The 13,749-nt window shown below is 44.2% G+C and carries 17 protein-coding genes and 1 tRNA gene; 2 read left to right on the forward strand and 16 right to left on the reverse strand.

Annotated elements, in window-relative coordinates:
- Nucleotides 1-6: 6 nt before the first annotated feature.
- The 11 genes from SIC18_RS05350 to SIC18_RS05400 all read right to left on the reverse strand — a co-directional run bounded on the left by SIC18_RS05350 (nt 7) and on the right by SIC18_RS05400 (nt 9,161).
- Nucleotides 7-312, reverse strand: a complete 306-nt coding sequence (locus SIC18_RS05350) for a CpeR family transcriptional regulator (protein WP_071841253.1) — start codon at nt 310-312, stop codon at nt 7-9.
- Nucleotides 302-928 (reverse strand): chromophore lyase CpcT/CpeT, encoded by a 627-nt coding sequence (locus SIC18_RS05355; protein WP_048347968.1) that lies wholly within the window; start codon nt 926-928, stop codon nt 302-304. The genes SIC18_RS05350 and SIC18_RS05355 overlap by 11 nt, the downstream gene beginning before the upstream one ends.
- Nucleotides 929-942: 14 nt before the next feature.
- Nucleotides 943-1,482 carry a phycobiliprotein lyase gene (locus SIC18_RS05360; RefSeq protein WP_048347969.1) on the reverse strand — a complete coding sequence of 180 codons (540 nt, stop codon included), beginning with the start codon at nt 1,480-1,482 and terminating at the stop codon, nt 943-945.
- 271 nt (nt 1,483-1,753) lie between these two features.
- Entirely contained in the window at nt 1,754-2,488 is a 735-nt protein-coding gene (locus SIC18_RS05365) for a phycobilisome rod-core linker polypeptide (protein ID WP_048347970.1), read from the reverse strand.
- A 77-nt stretch (nt 2,489-2,565) separates the two neighbouring features.
- Nucleotides 2,566-4,212 carry a phycobilisome rod-core linker polypeptide gene (locus tag SIC18_RS05370; RefSeq protein ID WP_413430325.1) on the reverse strand — a complete coding sequence of 549 codons (1,647 nt, stop codon included), beginning with the start codon at nt 4,210-4,212 and terminating at the stop codon, nt 2,566-2,568.
- A 51-nt stretch (nt 4,213-4,263) separates the two neighbouring features.
- Nucleotides 4,264-5,148: a phycobilisome linker polypeptide gene (locus SIC18_RS05375; protein ID WP_048347972.1), complete on the reverse strand. Its 885-nt coding sequence runs from the start codon at nt 5,146-5,148 to the stop codon at nt 4,264-4,266.
- A gap of 161 nt (nt 5,149-5,309) precedes the next feature.
- Entirely contained in the window at nt 5,310-5,999 is a 690-nt protein-coding gene (locus SIC18_RS05380; protein ID WP_048347973.1) for a pentapeptide repeat-containing protein, read from the reverse strand.
- A 4-nt stretch (nt 6,000-6,003) separates the two neighbouring features.
- Entirely contained in the window at nt 6,004-6,762 is a 759-nt protein-coding gene (locus SIC18_RS05385) for a phycobilisome rod-core linker polypeptide (protein WP_048347974.1), read from the reverse strand.
- Nucleotides 6,763-7,106: 344 nt separating this feature from the next.
- Nucleotides 7,107-7,937, reverse strand: a complete 831-nt coding sequence (locus tag SIC18_RS05390) for a phycobilisome rod-core linker polypeptide (RefSeq protein WP_048347975.1) — start codon at nt 7,935-7,937, stop codon at nt 7,107-7,109.
- Nucleotides 7,938-8,142: 205 nt separating this feature from the next.
- Nucleotides 8,143-8,721 (reverse strand): hypothetical protein, encoded by a 579-nt coding sequence (locus tag SIC18_RS05395; protein ID WP_413430326.1) that lies wholly within the window; start codon nt 8,719-8,721, stop codon nt 8,143-8,145.
- Nucleotides 8,718-9,161, reverse strand: a complete 444-nt coding sequence (locus tag SIC18_RS05400; protein WP_413430327.1) for a hypothetical protein — start codon at nt 9,159-9,161, stop codon at nt 8,718-8,720. The genes SIC18_RS05395 and SIC18_RS05400 overlap by 4 nt, the downstream gene beginning before the upstream one ends.
- Nucleotides 9,162-9,758: 597 nt before the next feature.
- On the opposite strand from SIC18_RS05400, the gene SIC18_RS05405 reads away from it, so the two are divergent.
- Nucleotides 9,759-10,187, forward strand: coding sequence for a hypothetical protein (locus SIC18_RS05405; protein ID WP_048347977.1), 429 nt, complete (start codon nt 9,759-9,761; stop codon nt 10,185-10,187).
- Here SIC18_RS05405 and SIC18_RS05410 read toward each other — a convergent pair.
- Both SIC18_RS05410 and SIC18_RS05415 read right to left on the reverse strand, forming a co-directional pair.
- Nucleotides 10,179-10,433 (reverse strand): hypothetical protein, encoded by a 255-nt coding sequence (locus SIC18_RS05410; protein WP_048347978.1) that lies wholly within the window; start codon nt 10,431-10,433, stop codon nt 10,179-10,181. The genes SIC18_RS05405 and SIC18_RS05410 overlap by 9 nt on opposite strands.
- Before the next feature lie 502 nt (nt 10,434-10,935).
- Nucleotides 10,936-11,598 (reverse strand): hypothetical protein, encoded by a 663-nt coding sequence (locus SIC18_RS05415; RefSeq protein ID WP_048347979.1) that lies wholly within the window; start codon nt 11,596-11,598, stop codon nt 10,936-10,938.
- A 788-nt stretch (nt 11,599-12,386) separates the two neighbouring features.
- Between SIC18_RS05415 and SIC18_RS05420 the strand changes: the two genes are divergently transcribed.
- Nucleotides 12,387-12,584: a hypothetical protein gene (locus tag SIC18_RS05420; RefSeq protein WP_048347980.1), complete on the forward strand. Its 198-nt coding sequence runs from the start codon at nt 12,387-12,389 to the stop codon at nt 12,582-12,584.
- Between the two features lie 114 nt (nt 12,585-12,698).
- Here SIC18_RS05420 and SIC18_RS05425 read toward each other — a convergent pair.
- From SIC18_RS05425 to SIC18_RS05435, 3 genes are all read right to left on the reverse strand, one after another.
- Nucleotides 12,699-12,771 (reverse strand) — tRNA-Phe (locus tag SIC18_RS05425).
- Nucleotides 12,772-12,801: 30 nt separating this feature from the next.
- Nucleotides 12,802-13,299, reverse strand: a complete 498-nt coding sequence (locus tag SIC18_RS05430; RefSeq protein WP_413430328.1) for a ComF family protein — start codon at nt 13,297-13,299, stop codon at nt 12,802-12,804.
- A gap of 151 nt (nt 13,300-13,450) precedes the next feature.
- On the reverse strand, nt 13,451-13,738 hold the full coding sequence (locus tag SIC18_RS05435) for a DUF2470 domain-containing protein (RefSeq protein WP_048347982.1): 288 nt from the start codon (nt 13,736-13,738) through the stop codon (nt 13,451-13,453).
- Between the last annotated feature and the right edge of the window lie 11 nt (nt 13,739-13,749).

Genomic DNA, 13,749 nt, shown 5'->3' on the forward strand with positions numbered 1-13,749 from the left:
TATTACCTATGAATTTATTTCTGAATACCTTGTTTGCTTAGATCCTTTTTTTGCCCAATAAGTTACTAACTCTTCACCTCCAGGTCTTGGTACTGAAGCAATTGCTCGCAATATCTTAAACGATCGATTTGGTCCCATTGGCCAATTGCCTACAGCTTTGACTGCCCTTACACGACCTCCCAATGATTCCATAATCACTTCAAATTTTTCCAATTGTGTTTGATCAACAGTTTCAAAAATAAAATCCCCTCCCTCGCAAATCAAATGCTGAGACCGGATCCATGATTTAATTTGGGATTTACTATCTTTCATTGCTGATGTTTTTGTGCATCCAATCATTGGCAATAACTTCCCCAATATCTTTTATCTTTTTGAAGATTAATTGTCCGTGTTCAGATCCCCAAATTTGTTTATTGGTTTCTGGATCGTATCCGCGGTCTCTGCTTACCCAACTGTCTTCTGTGACTTCCACTTCACTAACTAAATATGTGAGTTGTCCATCTCTTGGGACCATGCATTTATTTCCGGGTTCTACTGAGCCTATATAGTGCCCATTCTTTTTGGTTTTGAAATGCATTGCACAACCACATCTTGATTTTAAGCTGTCTTTTTTCAAGGATTGAAGAAGTTCAGGATTTCTACCTGCTCCAGCTAATCTTTCTGGATTGGCAAATCCAAAGTTTTCCATGATAAACATATCTGATTCTTTTTTATGGGTGATTAATCTATGGATGCCTTGTCTATATGGTGACCATGGTGCGTAGTCATAGTGTTGTTCTGAATAAAATCCTGGTCCGTTGAAGATCGTCCAGGGCAAGGGTCTGAAGATGATATTAATGCGAGCAAAATCTTTGGGATTTTCTTGAGATTGGTCGAAATTATCGTATATGCCTGCAATTGTTTTGGCAAATTTGACTATAGATTCCATAGAAATGTTTGACTTTATGATTTGATTAATCGACGAACTTCAGATGAGAAGGACGTCTGTAGTATTCCGGAACCTTCTGACGTCTTAAGAACTGAGGATCGACAGCGTACGTTCTCGCTTACAAACCAAATTCTCTCTTCAGCAATTGATTGATCATATTTAGTTTTCAGGACAAACGTGCCATCATCTAGAAAATTATATTCTGATCTTGCTGCTATAGATTCTGCGTAACCAACACTTCTTAGCAGTGTTCCGGATTGTTCATTGTTTGGTATCGGCACGATAATACATTGGCCATTCGCCACATCATTAGGGTCTTCAGGCTCCCAGTCACTTTCAGCAGACCATTTCATCAAAAAAGGTGACTTAATATCAGACACACTTAAGTCACCTTCTTGTTTGAGTATTGCTTGCAAATCAGAATCTGTAGTGCTGATTTTTTCTACTGATATTTCACTTAGAACGTCTTCAAATTGCTGAAAGGCTAAAGAATGGGCCGAGCGCATCGACCTCCATTCACCCTCAGTTTGAGCAACAAACTGCTCAATATCCATATTAGTTAGCGAATGTATTTGGTTGTTCTTGATGTAGAGATGGACGTGTGTTCTGCATCATGTTGACAACTGAGTCAATCATCATGGACATTGCCATATGATTTTTCTCAACTGATCTCTCGAAATCTGTTTGTTCAGGTTTAATTTTTTGTGAATTTGGGCGGGTGATTGGCATGAGATTTGATTAATTTGGTTGATTATGGTTTGAATTATTCCTTTTGAGTAATTATGGCCTAGCCAGAAGAGTACTAGGCCATAACAACGATAAGCTTTAAGCCTTTGTAATACTAAGGATCTTGCCGCCTTGGGAGAGGATGCTTTTGATTGTTGAAGACATTGATGTCTGGTTAACAACTGACTTTTGAGCTACACGACGATTGGCTCCAACCTGCTTACGTGAACTCCAGCTTATGGTTAATGCGCCACCATTTCCAACTCCTTTCCTCTGACTGATATCAGGAATTGAACCTGTTGTGAGGCTCTGCAAAAGTGTTGAAGCTTTTTGGGCTCCATCGTATCCTGCATATCCAACTTCAAAGGCGTTGGTTCTGGTGTAATTGATTGTGCTTCCACCTTGCATCGTATTTGATCCACGACTATAAGGAACTTGATCGATCCCAAATGCAGTCAAATACTCTTCACTGTACGTGTAGCTTGCAATCTCGTTTTCGTAGCCTTCTTCGCTTAGGAGTTTTACATGCTCCATAATTTCACTTTGGTCGTGGGGTGCACGCCCTAGAAGATGCTTAAAATTCAGCTCAACAAATTTATAGGGACTATTGGTCTCAAGGAAGAGTTTTTTGTAGGTGTCTGACTGGGCCAGAGCTGTTACAAACCCCTGGACCGTTAAGTCTCCATTAATAAATAAAGCCTCCAATGATTTGTTGACGTCCAACTCCATCAAATGTCGATTGCCGAACACTTGCCTATAGATTCTTTTGATCACATCATTTGAGTGATCAAGATCAATATTTGCTTGGGTGGCAAGAGTGAGTGGTTGTGACATTGTTTTTTTGGAGATGGCTAATAATAATTTAGAGCCCTCAGTATTGAAGGCTCTGCTTATTGAAGGTTAATCTATTCTTACATTACTTCGGTAATTGATAGGATCTTGCCGCCACGTGAATGGATGTACTTCATTTGGCTTGACATGTCTTTCCCAGATACTAAATAAGTGTTGCCTGCCGTGCGCTGTCTACTGCGGGCAGCTTGAGCTGAGACAACGATTCTGAATCTCTTCTTGGTTGGATCTGCTGCGCCTGATTGTGTACCAGTGCGGTTGATTCGAGTGGTGGTCGAACTCCAACCACCTGGAACTGTATCAGTAGCAACAGAAGTAACGAGTGAAGAACCTGTCTGAACGGTGTCACTCGCTGCATATCCTTCAGCTAATTTCAGGTGACGATTAAAGGCAACCTGAGACCTTCCATTTTCCGAAAGAATACGAGCAAATGGTACGGTATCTTCGCCGAAGGTTGTTTGATATTCAACGCTGTCTACATAGCTACAAATCTCTGCTTCATAACCACTTTCAGCAAGGATTTTTGTATGCTCGCTGATCTCAGCTTGTGATTTTGGTGCCCTTCCTAAGAAGTGCTTAAAGTTTAATTCGATGAAGCGATAAGGAGCATTTGTTTCAAAGAAACGACGCTTGTATTCTGCAGATAACCCAAGCGCGCGTACAAATTCACGAGTACTCAGATAACCATCGATGTACTTGCTTTCAGCTGTGATTGCTCTTTCAAATTCCATCAGGTGTGGGTTGCCCATTACCTGTTTGTAGGAAGCTCTAATTAAGGCATTGAGCTGATCAGTTGAGTCACCAGGGCAGCGCTGGTATGTTTCTTGTTCCCGCTGACCAAGTCCAAAAAATACGTAGCTGTCACCACGCATTGGTGCGCCATCTTTACCACTTGTGACTCCAGGTGCTCTACTTGCAAAGCGACCTGCTGCATAGCTTGGAGTTGGTTTGACTCCGATGGATTCTGATGGCACATTGATTCTTGGTGCCAGGCCGCTTGCATAACTACTGATGAGGTTGCTACTTCCACCTCGGGCGCTATCACTACCCGCAAAGCTTTTTTGAATTGCTGCGAGTAAGGGGAAGGCAGAGGTTGCTAAATCTGCTGGTGATGACCAGGCCCTTGCATAAGGAACCACATCACTTCCGAACACTTCGAGATATTCGGCAGAATCAACAATGCTGTCGATGACAGCTTCTTGTCCATGTTCAGCTTGGAGTGCAATTTTCGCTGAAACCTCGGCCTGTGAATGTGGTGCTCTTCCAAGCAGGTGTTTGATATTTAAATCAATCCCTCTTTGGGGCCCAACAGCTGTGAAAAATCTTTGTTTGTAGAAACTTGACTTTGCAAGTCCACGAACAAAGTCACGAACTGTGAGTTCTCCATTACGGAGTTGGGCTTCGAGTTCTTTACAACGCTCGAAGTCCATGACATGTGCGTTGCCAAATACTTGGCGATATGCAGCGGCAATTACATCATCAAGCGAAGCGTTATCGTCTGGGCTATAGCATTCTGATGTGACTCTGTGGGGACAATCTGCATGGCTTCTTGGACCTACGCCAATTGCCATCTGATCACAGGAATTCTTGAGGAATTCCCCTATCGTTAATGCTGCTTTTTGGTTTGATGCTCCCTTCTTTTGAAAGCTGACGGGGTTATGCCACTTGGTCTCTGCGCCGAATCCGGATGATGTTTTGTTGGTTGACATGTTCAATTTCTTGGTTTGATGAGGTTGTTTGTTGATTTAAATGTTTTGGCCTTAGGTGACTGGTGTAATGCTTGAGATTTTACCTCCTTCTCTATGTATTCTTATAAACTGCTCAGATAACTTGTCGAAGGGCACGTAGAAAACACGATTTGATTTCGTGTACCGCGATATTCTTCGTACGTTGTTAGCGCTATATCCAGTCACTTCAACGCGATAGGTTGTTCCTTCTTGCCCTGCTCCAACACCAAGGCGTGTCGGTGCATCTTGAAGATTTTTGGCTCTTCGGAAGCTCCAGCCTTTTGCTTCATTCGAAGATGGCGGAACCACAGGAAGAGGCAAGTTTTGGTAAGCAGCTCCTCCGAGCTTGCTTGTAATTCCTGAAAGATCTCCCTTCAAGCTGCTACTGCTATTACCGCGAAGGAGTTGGAAACTCCATGTGAATTCTTGCAGTGTTGTACAACTGTCTGTTTTCCATCCCCTTTGAAAGGGCACGACCCATTCGCCATAGGTATTTTGATAGTCATCCGAATCTAAATAGCTATCGATATCGGCCTCATAGCCAAGACTGTCAAGGCGTTCCGCATGCCCTCGCATCTCTTCGAAATCAACTGGGGCTCTTCCCAAGAGATGACGGAAGGCCAGCTCGATATAGCGATAACGGGGGCACGATTCGAAAAATCGGCTTCGGTACAGATCGCTCTTGGCAATGCGACGGATCAGCTCACGAACGCTGATTTCGCCAAGTTTGAATTGCGACTCTGCGATCAATTGGCGCTCGCTCTCCATGACATAGGCATTGCCAAGCACCTGCTTGTAGATTGCGCTGATCAAAGCTTCCTTTTGGACGTCGTCGTCGCCTGGAAGCAGTTCGAGCGGAGCTTCACTCTCTGCGGAGAAACGCTCGACCCCTAGGAGCGAGGCAGGACCAAAGGGCATGAATTGCTCTCTCGTTTATCTCAGAACAATCTCTTCGAAATCCTCTGCCAGCGGACATCTTCTTTATAAAGCTCAATCAAGTGTTCCGTTTTGTTGCGTGAAACGACGAAATGATCCATCGCGGCGTCGAGCGCCGCCCATGGACCCGCTTTAATGTTAAGTTATGCCTCCAAAGACAAGGATTCGAGGCTTGCTCTTGTAGTGCTACGCGTGAGTGGATTCCAATGATCCAATTCGATGGCAGGCCTCTCAAGCAAGGTTTGAATATAAGGATCCATTCCTTTGCACATAGAGAAATCGCTACCTTGGATCGATTCCAACGTGTCTAGATTGGCTTCAGTGAGATCAGCACCTCTTAGGTCTGCCATCTTTAGTTCGCTTGTGCCAAATCGAGTTCCTCTGCACATGGCACCTCGTAAAATGGCATGTCGCAAATCTGCTCCTGCTAACGAAATATTGTCCAGTAATGCACCGCTTAAATCTGCACCGCTTAGATAAGCACCCATTAATGAGGCTTTGCGTAGATCGATTCCCCTCAAATCTGCATTGTTTAAAAAGGCTCCATTGAGTTGTGCTCCTGGGCCGATTGCCCCACTTGTTCGGATGTTGAATCCATCTGGTAGCGCAGTTTTGCTGTCGTATTTAGCAAGCCTCATGTCGGTGTTTTCCAATAGGCAACACGTTAAATTTGCGCCTCTTAAATCAGTTCTACAAAGATTTGCATTTTTTAAATCCAAAGTTCCAATATCTCGATTTCGCCAATCTGCACCTCTGGCATCGACTGGATACTCATTAATTTGATCGGGAGACGCCATTTCAGGCGGACTCCAATTTTCTATGTTTAAAAACATTTTATTAGCTTCGTACCATGGAGACGCCAATCGATAGTATCACCCGTGTAATTTCAAAGCCACCAATTGCAAATAGGATCAACCATGTCTTAATGAGCCATTCAGGTGGCTTGCCTACTAGTGATTTCATTGTGCTACTCACTCCACCTGTGGTGAATGTTTTATTCACGAATTCTCTTGCAATCAGCGAATTTTTCCATTCTTCACCATAACGAGGGAACCTTTGATAGATAGGCATGTCTCCCGTGGATCGCCCCGGTATCAATCTACCGCGCTGTGCTGGAGCCCCATCATATCCAAAGTTGGTCATGTATTCATCACTTTCTAGGATTTGATCCACAAAATATGTGAATCCTTTTTCTGCAATGACGATAGACCACGCTAACCTTTCAGACTCACCACTCACTGAGCGGCCTAGTACTCTACCTACAATTTGATCGACCATTCTGTAATTTGAGCTGCATTGATAATATCCCTGTTGAAATCTCTCTGAGAGCAGAAGTCCTCTCACGAAGTCGCGCATCGTGATGTACCCACTTCTTAATTGAGATTCGAGATATATATCCCTGTCGCAACTCATCGCATGGAAAAAGATTTGCTTGTATGTTTGTTCAATCAGGCTGTCCATATCTCTACGTGTTGACACTGAAGCGCCAGATACTTCACCTGTTACCTGATATTTTACGGAATCACTATTGCCAGCAAGGTTATTGACTCGACTGTTCTGGCTCTTCAGAGAATAGGTGCGAACAGGAATAGCCATGGAGTCTTGTTTCTGCCAGGTAGAGTTGGCAAACTTTAAGCGTTGAGGCTGTTGTCTTTATTTTTTGTTGCCAAAACTTAAAGTATCTAGGTTGCCTTTGTTAGGCCAAATATTATCATTTTGTACAATAGCAACTTTAATATGATGACCAAATCTTACTCGAGCTCTGTCTTTTTTGTGTTATCGGCTTCAAGCTTGTTGTGTTGCTATTTTAAAGGACGTTGTTGATCGTCATGCCAAGAAAAAATGGCAATTAGGTTTCCCTGCATTGCCATAATTTGCTATTGAATTGGTTTGTTTATGGTATAATGTTTACCCTTTATCCATGCCTTCTAAACTGAGTCTTATCTTTTTGCTGTTTGTGGCATAAACATTCTTTGGAATGCTCCTGATGATGGATCTCTAACGGCTTTCGAGTAAGTAAATCCTGAGACATCGAAACCACCTGTGGAGGTACTTAGATTTCTAGCATTGGCTAAAGACATCACAAGTTGACTTCTGCTTCCGGTTATTTTGTCTGAACTTGCGTTTCCTGTGCTGACTGAGCACATATTCACAAATGTGGAACAGTAAAAACCTGCTTCAGATGTCCATGCCCGATCGTAGGGAACTGTGTCTGAACCAAACACTTCAAGATATTCACCGGAAGAGGTTAATTTATTAATAAATGCATCATACCCCTGCTCGGCAATGAAACTAATAGATCCACCGATTTCACTTTGATTGATGGGTGGCCTGCCCAGTAAATGCTTGAAATTATGCTCAACACCTTTGATTGGTGATACTTTATGGTAATAGTTTTGTTTGTAGAAGTCGGACTTAGCTAGTCCATTTACAAAATCCCGTGTCGTGATTCTTCCATCCCTGAGTTGAGACTCTAGCTCATCACAACGTTGGTTATCAGTTGGTTTCGCATTGCCAAACACCTGTTTATATGCAGTGCTAATTGCTGTGTCTAATGCATTATTTCCAGTAGCTGCATATTCTTCAGCTGTCACTCCAAATGGACATTCCCCATGATGTCTTGGCCCAATACCAATGCCCATCGCCTTGCACTGGTTCTCTTTGAATTGTTCGACTGTTACTGCGGCTTTCGCTTTCGCCTTCTGATTCGTTGTTGTATATGAAGTACGCGCTTTATTGGTAAAATCACGTGTTGGTTTGATGGCGACCATAGCTCTTTTGATCAAATCTTGATTCGGTCGATACTAGTTCTTCTTCCCCTTTTTTTTGTTGTTTTTCCAGTTTCCGCAACAAAAATTTTAGGGCCCACCCTTCCTGTGTAGATCTGTGTTTATTTGCAGATGATATCTGTCTTCTTTCATTCCATTGGTTTTCTTTTGTTAGTCACTTTTGATTTGAGTGCCTTTTGCAACTGTTTTATTGCATTGCTTCCATTTTTTCGACTAGATGATTAAAGCAGCCATCAAGCAGTGAGAGGTCTTTTTGAGGATGATTAATTGTATAAGTTCTACTGCATTGTAATTGTAATTCTTTGAGGCAGATTACTAATGCATTGATCGGTACTTCTAGAATTGAATAGAGTTCTTCAACGACCTTTAGTCCTTGTTTGTCCGTAATGTTTGTATCTCCTGCAGCCGTTCCGTAGATGCTGATTCTGGCAAAGTGAAAGCAATCTCTCCAGCATGCCTCTGCTCTTTCTTTGGGATACAGTGATCCGCCTGGTTCTGTAATGTTAGGTATCCTTTTGAGGAGAATTCTTTTTGCTTCGTCAATTAATGCTGGTAACTTTGCTTGCAGCTCTTCCAGCTTATTCGCGTCGCTATGCGATCTGTTGCAGAGGACTTTTAATTCTTTAGCACTCAATAACCTTTTTTCTTGGTTTGCTGAAATTAGTATTTTCTGATGCTCTTCTGGTAGAAGAATATTTTTATGTAATCCGAAAAATTCTGCTTTTGCTGCAAGTTCTTTTGTTTTTTGAGTTTGATTGTGATTCACTCTTGACTATTCTCTTGCTTGTTAGTGTCCATGATTGGTGAAGCTGTTAGCCAGCCATGCCGTTCTAAATAAAACGCCCAGGTGATTTCTGATCCCAGTCCGGGACAGTGTTTGCTGGCTGCCTCTGCAATCTCATTGGGTATATCAAGAGATTCCAGTAGGTTTACAATGTCAATTGTTTTATCGATCTTGGTTGATCGTATTGCTGCTCCTACGATCCAGGTTAATTTTGTCTCAGATAATTCTACTTGGTTGCTTTCACATGCCAGAAGAACGTTTCCAGGATTAGAGATGTTCTTTAGTGTTTCTCCCCATAGTTTTATGTCCTCAGGTTTTAAATTTAGCCGAAAAATCCCGTTTCCGATATTGAAGTGAACTTCTTTTTCCTCAGAGCTATCCCTTAGCAGGGTTGACAGTGTCTGCTGGGCTGTGTTCTGCATTTTTAGGTTCTCCTCTCCCTTACGGCTTTCTGTACTTATTCATGTATTTTCTTCGTCGTCACCGGTTGATTACCGATAATTGCGGATTTCATCATCAATCTTTATAAATCCTCAACTTTTCAGGTTTGTCACTCCTTAGCGTGTTTGTTTGAATTTTTGCTCTTTCCCTTATCGTTAAGGTCTAAAGCAGGCTGTTCCGACTTTTGCCTTTTGCTGTTTCTGCAGCAGATTTTTTGTTTTCTGTTGACTTATGAACATGAGTCAACAGTCAATTGCATGATCGATCATTTTTGACATTTCTAATATTGGCACCTCTTTGGAGTCCTTTGGCGGGCTCCTCAATCCTTTCCATGACTGGCAGTTGTGCCTTCTTGTTGGGTTGAGCGTACAGCTGGTCAGGTTCTTTGCGTGAATTCTCGGTTCAGCATCGGATACCTTGTGATGTGTCTTCTTTTTGTATCTGTTTTGTTCTTGGCTTTTGGTTTTTAGCATTTCTACTCATTCCCCAACTCTATCCCCTGCCAAGGTGCAGATTACAGTGGACATTTTCACTGCAATCGATATCATCAGCTTTCGATTAGCACGGAGATCTCTCCCATGGCCATTTCTAGTCATGACATGATTCCCCAATTGAGTGGTCAACTTCACATGATCAGTGAGATTGCTGAATCTTTGACCCTCAGATTACTTGCGCTAGAAGAACGACATAACGAACTCTCCTCCCGTTTGGAGTCTGTTGAGCCAGATCAGGCCGAGGATTCTGATAGCTGCTTATTGCTCGCTGATAGCAGCGATCGTCTCGTACAACTACGCGGTTTGTTGAATGAGCGATCTGAAGACGAGGCACCTGTCGAGACACCTAGTCTTGGGCTTGTGAGCGATTCACATGACAATTTAGACACTGCTCAGGATGAATCCGAGGATTTTGATTTTGAGCAAACGGAGTACGTCAATGATTCACAGGAATCACCCTTAGAAACGTTGGATCTAGGACTCGATCAGAGCGACGAATTGCTTTCAGCCTGATGGGTTCGATCCATCCAGGTTGAGCAATCGAACTCTGAAGATGGCGATTTGACGAGCTTGTTCAGGTTCTGATTGCAAAAATGGATGTTCATCCATTTTTGCAATCACTGCATCGATTCGCTGTTCAATGGGTAGCTCTGCAAATTGCGCTGCTTTTGCTGATTGCTTCCATGTTCGGTCGAACACCATCGCAAATCCGTCGGGATTATTAAAGGTTCGATCATCATCGATAGGTACGCGAATCATTGGCTTTTGGTTTTAGATTTCAGAATCTAGTTTTGATCTGGGGCCATTCGACAATTGGCCACTTTAAGCATTCAAATTGGTCGATCAGTGTTGCCTTAAAGGGCTTTGAAGGCATTTTTGCCGATTTTGATTCAATGTGCCAAGTCTAAACGGCATGCTATCTGGGCGACCCAGCGCACCCTTCTTGGTCCCTTAGAACTCTATTCTCTAGCATCACCAAAGGCCTCGAGCACCCATATCTGGCCCCTTTTGAAGGAGCAGATGTCTGGTCATTCAGTGGACTGGCTTTTATCAGTCGTGTTGACGTATGAAGTTGTCGAAAAACCGTTTGTACCCCCCTGAATAGTCAGTCATGGAAAGAATTTCTGAGACGTTTTACTTGTTTGCTAAGCAATTCATGGTTGGGAAACCCATTTCTTAGGCTTTGATTCTTCCGAATTCGAGCTATTTCAATGTGTATGTGTCAGGATTTGATTGATTTCAAGAATTTATGGTCTCGTCTTCATCGTTTCATGTAAGCATTGGCGTACTGATCAATAAGACTGGCGTTGTAACGTCTGGAGGATAAGACCTCCGTTATTCGATGTGCCATGGCTCTAGATGTTGCGGAATATTGTTGTCCGAGTGGTTTCAGCTTTTTTCCTTTCTCTCTCAGTGTGGTGAGTTTGCCTGCTCGATATTGCTCTTCAGCTAGATCGATAACGTCTCCATGACTATTTTCAAGCCACCAGTGGTAATCATCAGTTTCTTCATGTTTGCGCGAACCTCTGACGCAGTCAAACTCTTTCCAGAAAAAGCGATGCAGCGTATGCATGGTGAACAAGTGCCATCCTCTCGTCTGATCAGGTGATCTAGGGAGAGATCCTTTCGAAATTTTCTCTTGTTTTTCTGTCGGGATTGCCACTTCAAGCTCTCTTTCGATCTCAAGAGTGGAATGCAACCATTTTTTCCCTTTCGGCCTCTGCTCTTGAAGCATGCCTATTGGATTGATAAAGAGATCTAGGAAGCACTGGGAAATCGTCAGGATATTTTGAACTGTTGAAGGGATTGAGAGGTCTCCATCACAGAATTGACCTGATGGAAAAATCCCATCCGTGTGTGGCTTTAAGACCCTCTTGCCATCGACACATAAATGCCCGGATCGACTAGAAAGAATAAAACCCATATGGGCAATGCAGACTTTTCCTGGACGATTCAATTAGTTTACTTTACCGCGGCATGAAGGACTCCTTCGGCTTTTAAGTACATCTTTATCTTTTATTCGTTGATCTAACATCACCAGCCTGTCCACGAAGGCCTGGATGCACTGCCAGCTTGAGTCGGCTCAGCAATGTTCACCTTGATCTCTTCTCTATGCACGTCCAGGATCTGGATTCAATCGAAATCTGATGGGCTTCATCCATTGTTGGAATTCTTTTCGGGTTCGGTGGTGTGATTCCATTTTTTGATGTTTCTGAGTTTTTTCAGCCAAATACCAGCACCATTTGTGCTCTCAATTGTGCCGTTGTGGGCTTTTCTTTGTCACATGCTGGGGGTCTTGTGGAACCATTGAATTCATAACCATTGCAAGAATATACAGTGCATTCTCACGGTGCTTCTGTTTTGTATTGTTGTACATTGAGACAGCGTTCTTGATGTGACTGAAGAACACTTTGCTCCCCTATTCCGTTGATAAGACTTGTTCTTTGTTTCGTCCGAGATCGGTGTAGAAAGCTCGTTATGACGTAATCCGTTGCTCATTCGACGATTGTGCCTGCTTGATTGCTTGCTGGATTGTTGAATTCACAGCCAAAGTTGTTTCTCGAATATTTCTTGACTCTGAGCCGCTTACGTTTTTGCTCATAAGCGGAAGATAGTCAGGCTGTTTGCTTCTGTAACGGTGTCTGCAATTCATGCACCGAGTGGCTGGCGGTTTTGCCGCTTAGGCAAGATGGCTGTTTCAGCGTTCGCTTTATGACATACGAGCAAGAGGTCATCATTAAGTGCGCCATCAAGGGCACCCTTGGTGGTCTTGACAGGAAAATGACGTCTGAGGAGCTTGATGAGCTGCTCAATGGGTCACAGGATTGGAGGAAGCACTTAGTGATTGAGGAGATCACCGAGGTGGCCACCATTCATGCGGGCCGTCGTCGTCCGGAAATTGAGGATTGATGAAGGCTCTGCCCAAGTGCAGATCAATCTCATGCAGCCAACTGTTCAAGCTTCGAGGTGATCAATCAGCAAGCTGTGGATCACAGCGTTGCTGTGTTGATCAAATGCAGTGAATGCCAGGACCCAGATTTGAACTGGGGACACGGCGATTTTCAGTCGCCTGCTCTACCAACTGAGCTATCCCGGCACGTCGTTTTCACGACACCGGAATCTTAAATCACGGGGTGCGTCCTAGGCAGATCAATCCGCTGACCTCCCACCCTGCGTTCTTTAACGTTTTTATGGCTTCTTGAGCCGTGGCCCCAGTGGTGAGGATGTCATCGACAATCCAAGTGGGTGTTGCAGAAACGCGCCTGGAGCGCTGATCTGGATGGATCGCGAAGGCTGCTTTCATATTGACCAGCCGCTGACGGCGACTGAGGTGGTGTTGGCCCACGGTGGGCCGACACCGTTTCAGTAGCGACTTGGTGGTGCGTCCAAGGCTCCGGCAGATCAATGCCGGTAGCGGATTGGCTCGCTTGTCCGCTTTCCAACTGGGGATTGGAACCAAGAGAGCCTTGGTCGGAAGGGTTTGCTGCAGAGCGAAGGTCAGCGCCTTCAACGCTGAAAAGTCGTGATTGTGCCTTAGCCGTAGGATTTCTCGGCGAATCTCTCCTTGATACCAACCAGCTGCGTGGAAGTGAACAGGGGTGATGCCCTGCAGTCCCAATGTCATGAGCCCCAGCTTTCGCCTGCACTCGCTGCAGGGTTGATCAGCGTTTTGATGGGTTGGGATCACCCTCTTGCAAATCGGGCAAGAAGGCACAACGAAGAGATCCTGCAGGCAATCGTGGAGTGCGGTTAGCAAGGCGACAGAACGACTGCCTTCAGGATTCCCCTTTGCTGCCGTTAGAGGGCATCGCTCTCAGCATCGCTACCATGGTGCGGTGGGCGTCCTCACTGTCAGTGAGTGTGTGATCAAACGGGATCCTGAGGGGTTTCCCATCGACTTCAAGGCTCATGGCATCAGTGCCTACGGCTGTCATGGTGGCAATGTTGGCAGCACTGACTCCTCCGTAATGGAGGGCGAACTGAAGCACTGCATCGCCATGGTCGTCATTCATGTGACGACAGATGCGTTCGCTAACAGCGGGGGTAAGCGGATCAGCGGTCATGGTTGGAAGGG

It is taken from the genome of Synechococcus sp. Cu2B8-bc1011 (assembly GCF_047302735.1).
Classification (GTDB): Bacteria; Cyanobacteriota; Cyanobacteriia; order PCC-6307; family Cyanobiaceae; genus Synechococcus_C.

What these genes read in the sequence shown, in the direction of transcription:
- SIC18_RS05350 (WP_071841253.1), bottom strand. Translation starts at nt 312, where the DNA reads ATGAAAGATAGTAAATCCCAAATTAAATCATGGATCCGGTCTCAGCAT.
- SIC18_RS05380 (WP_048347973.1), bottom strand. Translation starts at nt 5,999, where the DNA reads ATGTTTTTAAACATAGAAAATTGGAGTCCGCCTGAAATGGCGTCTCCC.
- SIC18_RS05375 (WP_048347972.1), bottom strand. Translation starts at nt 5,148, where the DNA reads ATGCCCTTTGGTCCTGCCTCGCTCCTAGGGGTCGAGCGTTTCTCCGCA.
- SIC18_RS05390 (WP_048347975.1), bottom strand. Translation starts at nt 7,937, where the DNA reads ATGGTCGCCATCAAACCAACACGTGATTTTACCAATAAAGCGCGTACT.
- SIC18_RS05385 (WP_048347974.1), bottom strand. Translation starts at nt 6,762, where the DNA reads ATGGCTATTCCTGTTCGCACCTATTCTCTGAAGAGCCAGAACAGTCGA.
- SIC18_RS05420 (WP_048347980.1), top strand. Translation starts at nt 12,387, where the DNA reads ATGACATACGAGCAAGAGGTCATCATTAAGTGCGCCATCAAGGGCACC.
- SIC18_RS05355 (WP_048347968.1), bottom strand. Translation starts at nt 928, where the DNA reads ATGGAATCTATAGTCAAATTTGCCAAAACAATTGCAGGCATATACGAT.
- SIC18_RS05400 (WP_413430327.1), bottom strand. Translation starts at nt 9,161, where the DNA reads ATGCAGAACACAGCCCAGCAGACACTGTCAACCCTGCTAAGGGATAGC.
- SIC18_RS05415 (WP_048347979.1), bottom strand. Translation starts at nt 11,598, where the DNA reads ATGGGTTTTATTCTTTCTAGTCGATCCGGGCATTTATGTGTCGATGGC.
- SIC18_RS05365 (WP_048347970.1), bottom strand. Translation starts at nt 2,488, where the DNA reads ATGTCACAACCACTCACTCTTGCCACCCAAGCAAATATTGATCTTGAT.
- SIC18_RS05435 (WP_048347982.1), bottom strand. Translation starts at nt 13,738, where the DNA reads ATGACCGCTGATCCGCTTACCCCCGCTGTTAGCGAACGCATCTGTCGT.
- SIC18_RS05430 (WP_413430328.1), bottom strand. Translation starts at nt 13,299, where the DNA reads ATGACATTGGGACTGCAGGGCATCACCCCTGTTCACTTCCACGCAGCT.
- SIC18_RS05370 (WP_413430325.1), bottom strand. Translation starts at nt 4,212, where the DNA reads ATGTCAACCAACAAAACATCATCCGGATTCGGCGCAGAGACCAAGTGG.
- SIC18_RS05410 (WP_048347978.1), bottom strand. Translation starts at nt 10,433, where the DNA reads ATGATTCGCGTACCTATCGATGATGATCGAACCTTTAATAATCCCGAC.
- SIC18_RS05405 (WP_048347977.1), top strand. Translation starts at nt 9,759, where the DNA reads ATGGCCATTTCTAGTCATGACATGATTCCCCAATTGAGTGGTCAACTT.
- SIC18_RS05360 (WP_048347969.1), bottom strand. Translation starts at nt 1,482, where the DNA reads ATGGATATTGAGCAGTTTGTTGCTCAAACTGAGGGTGAATGGAGGTCG.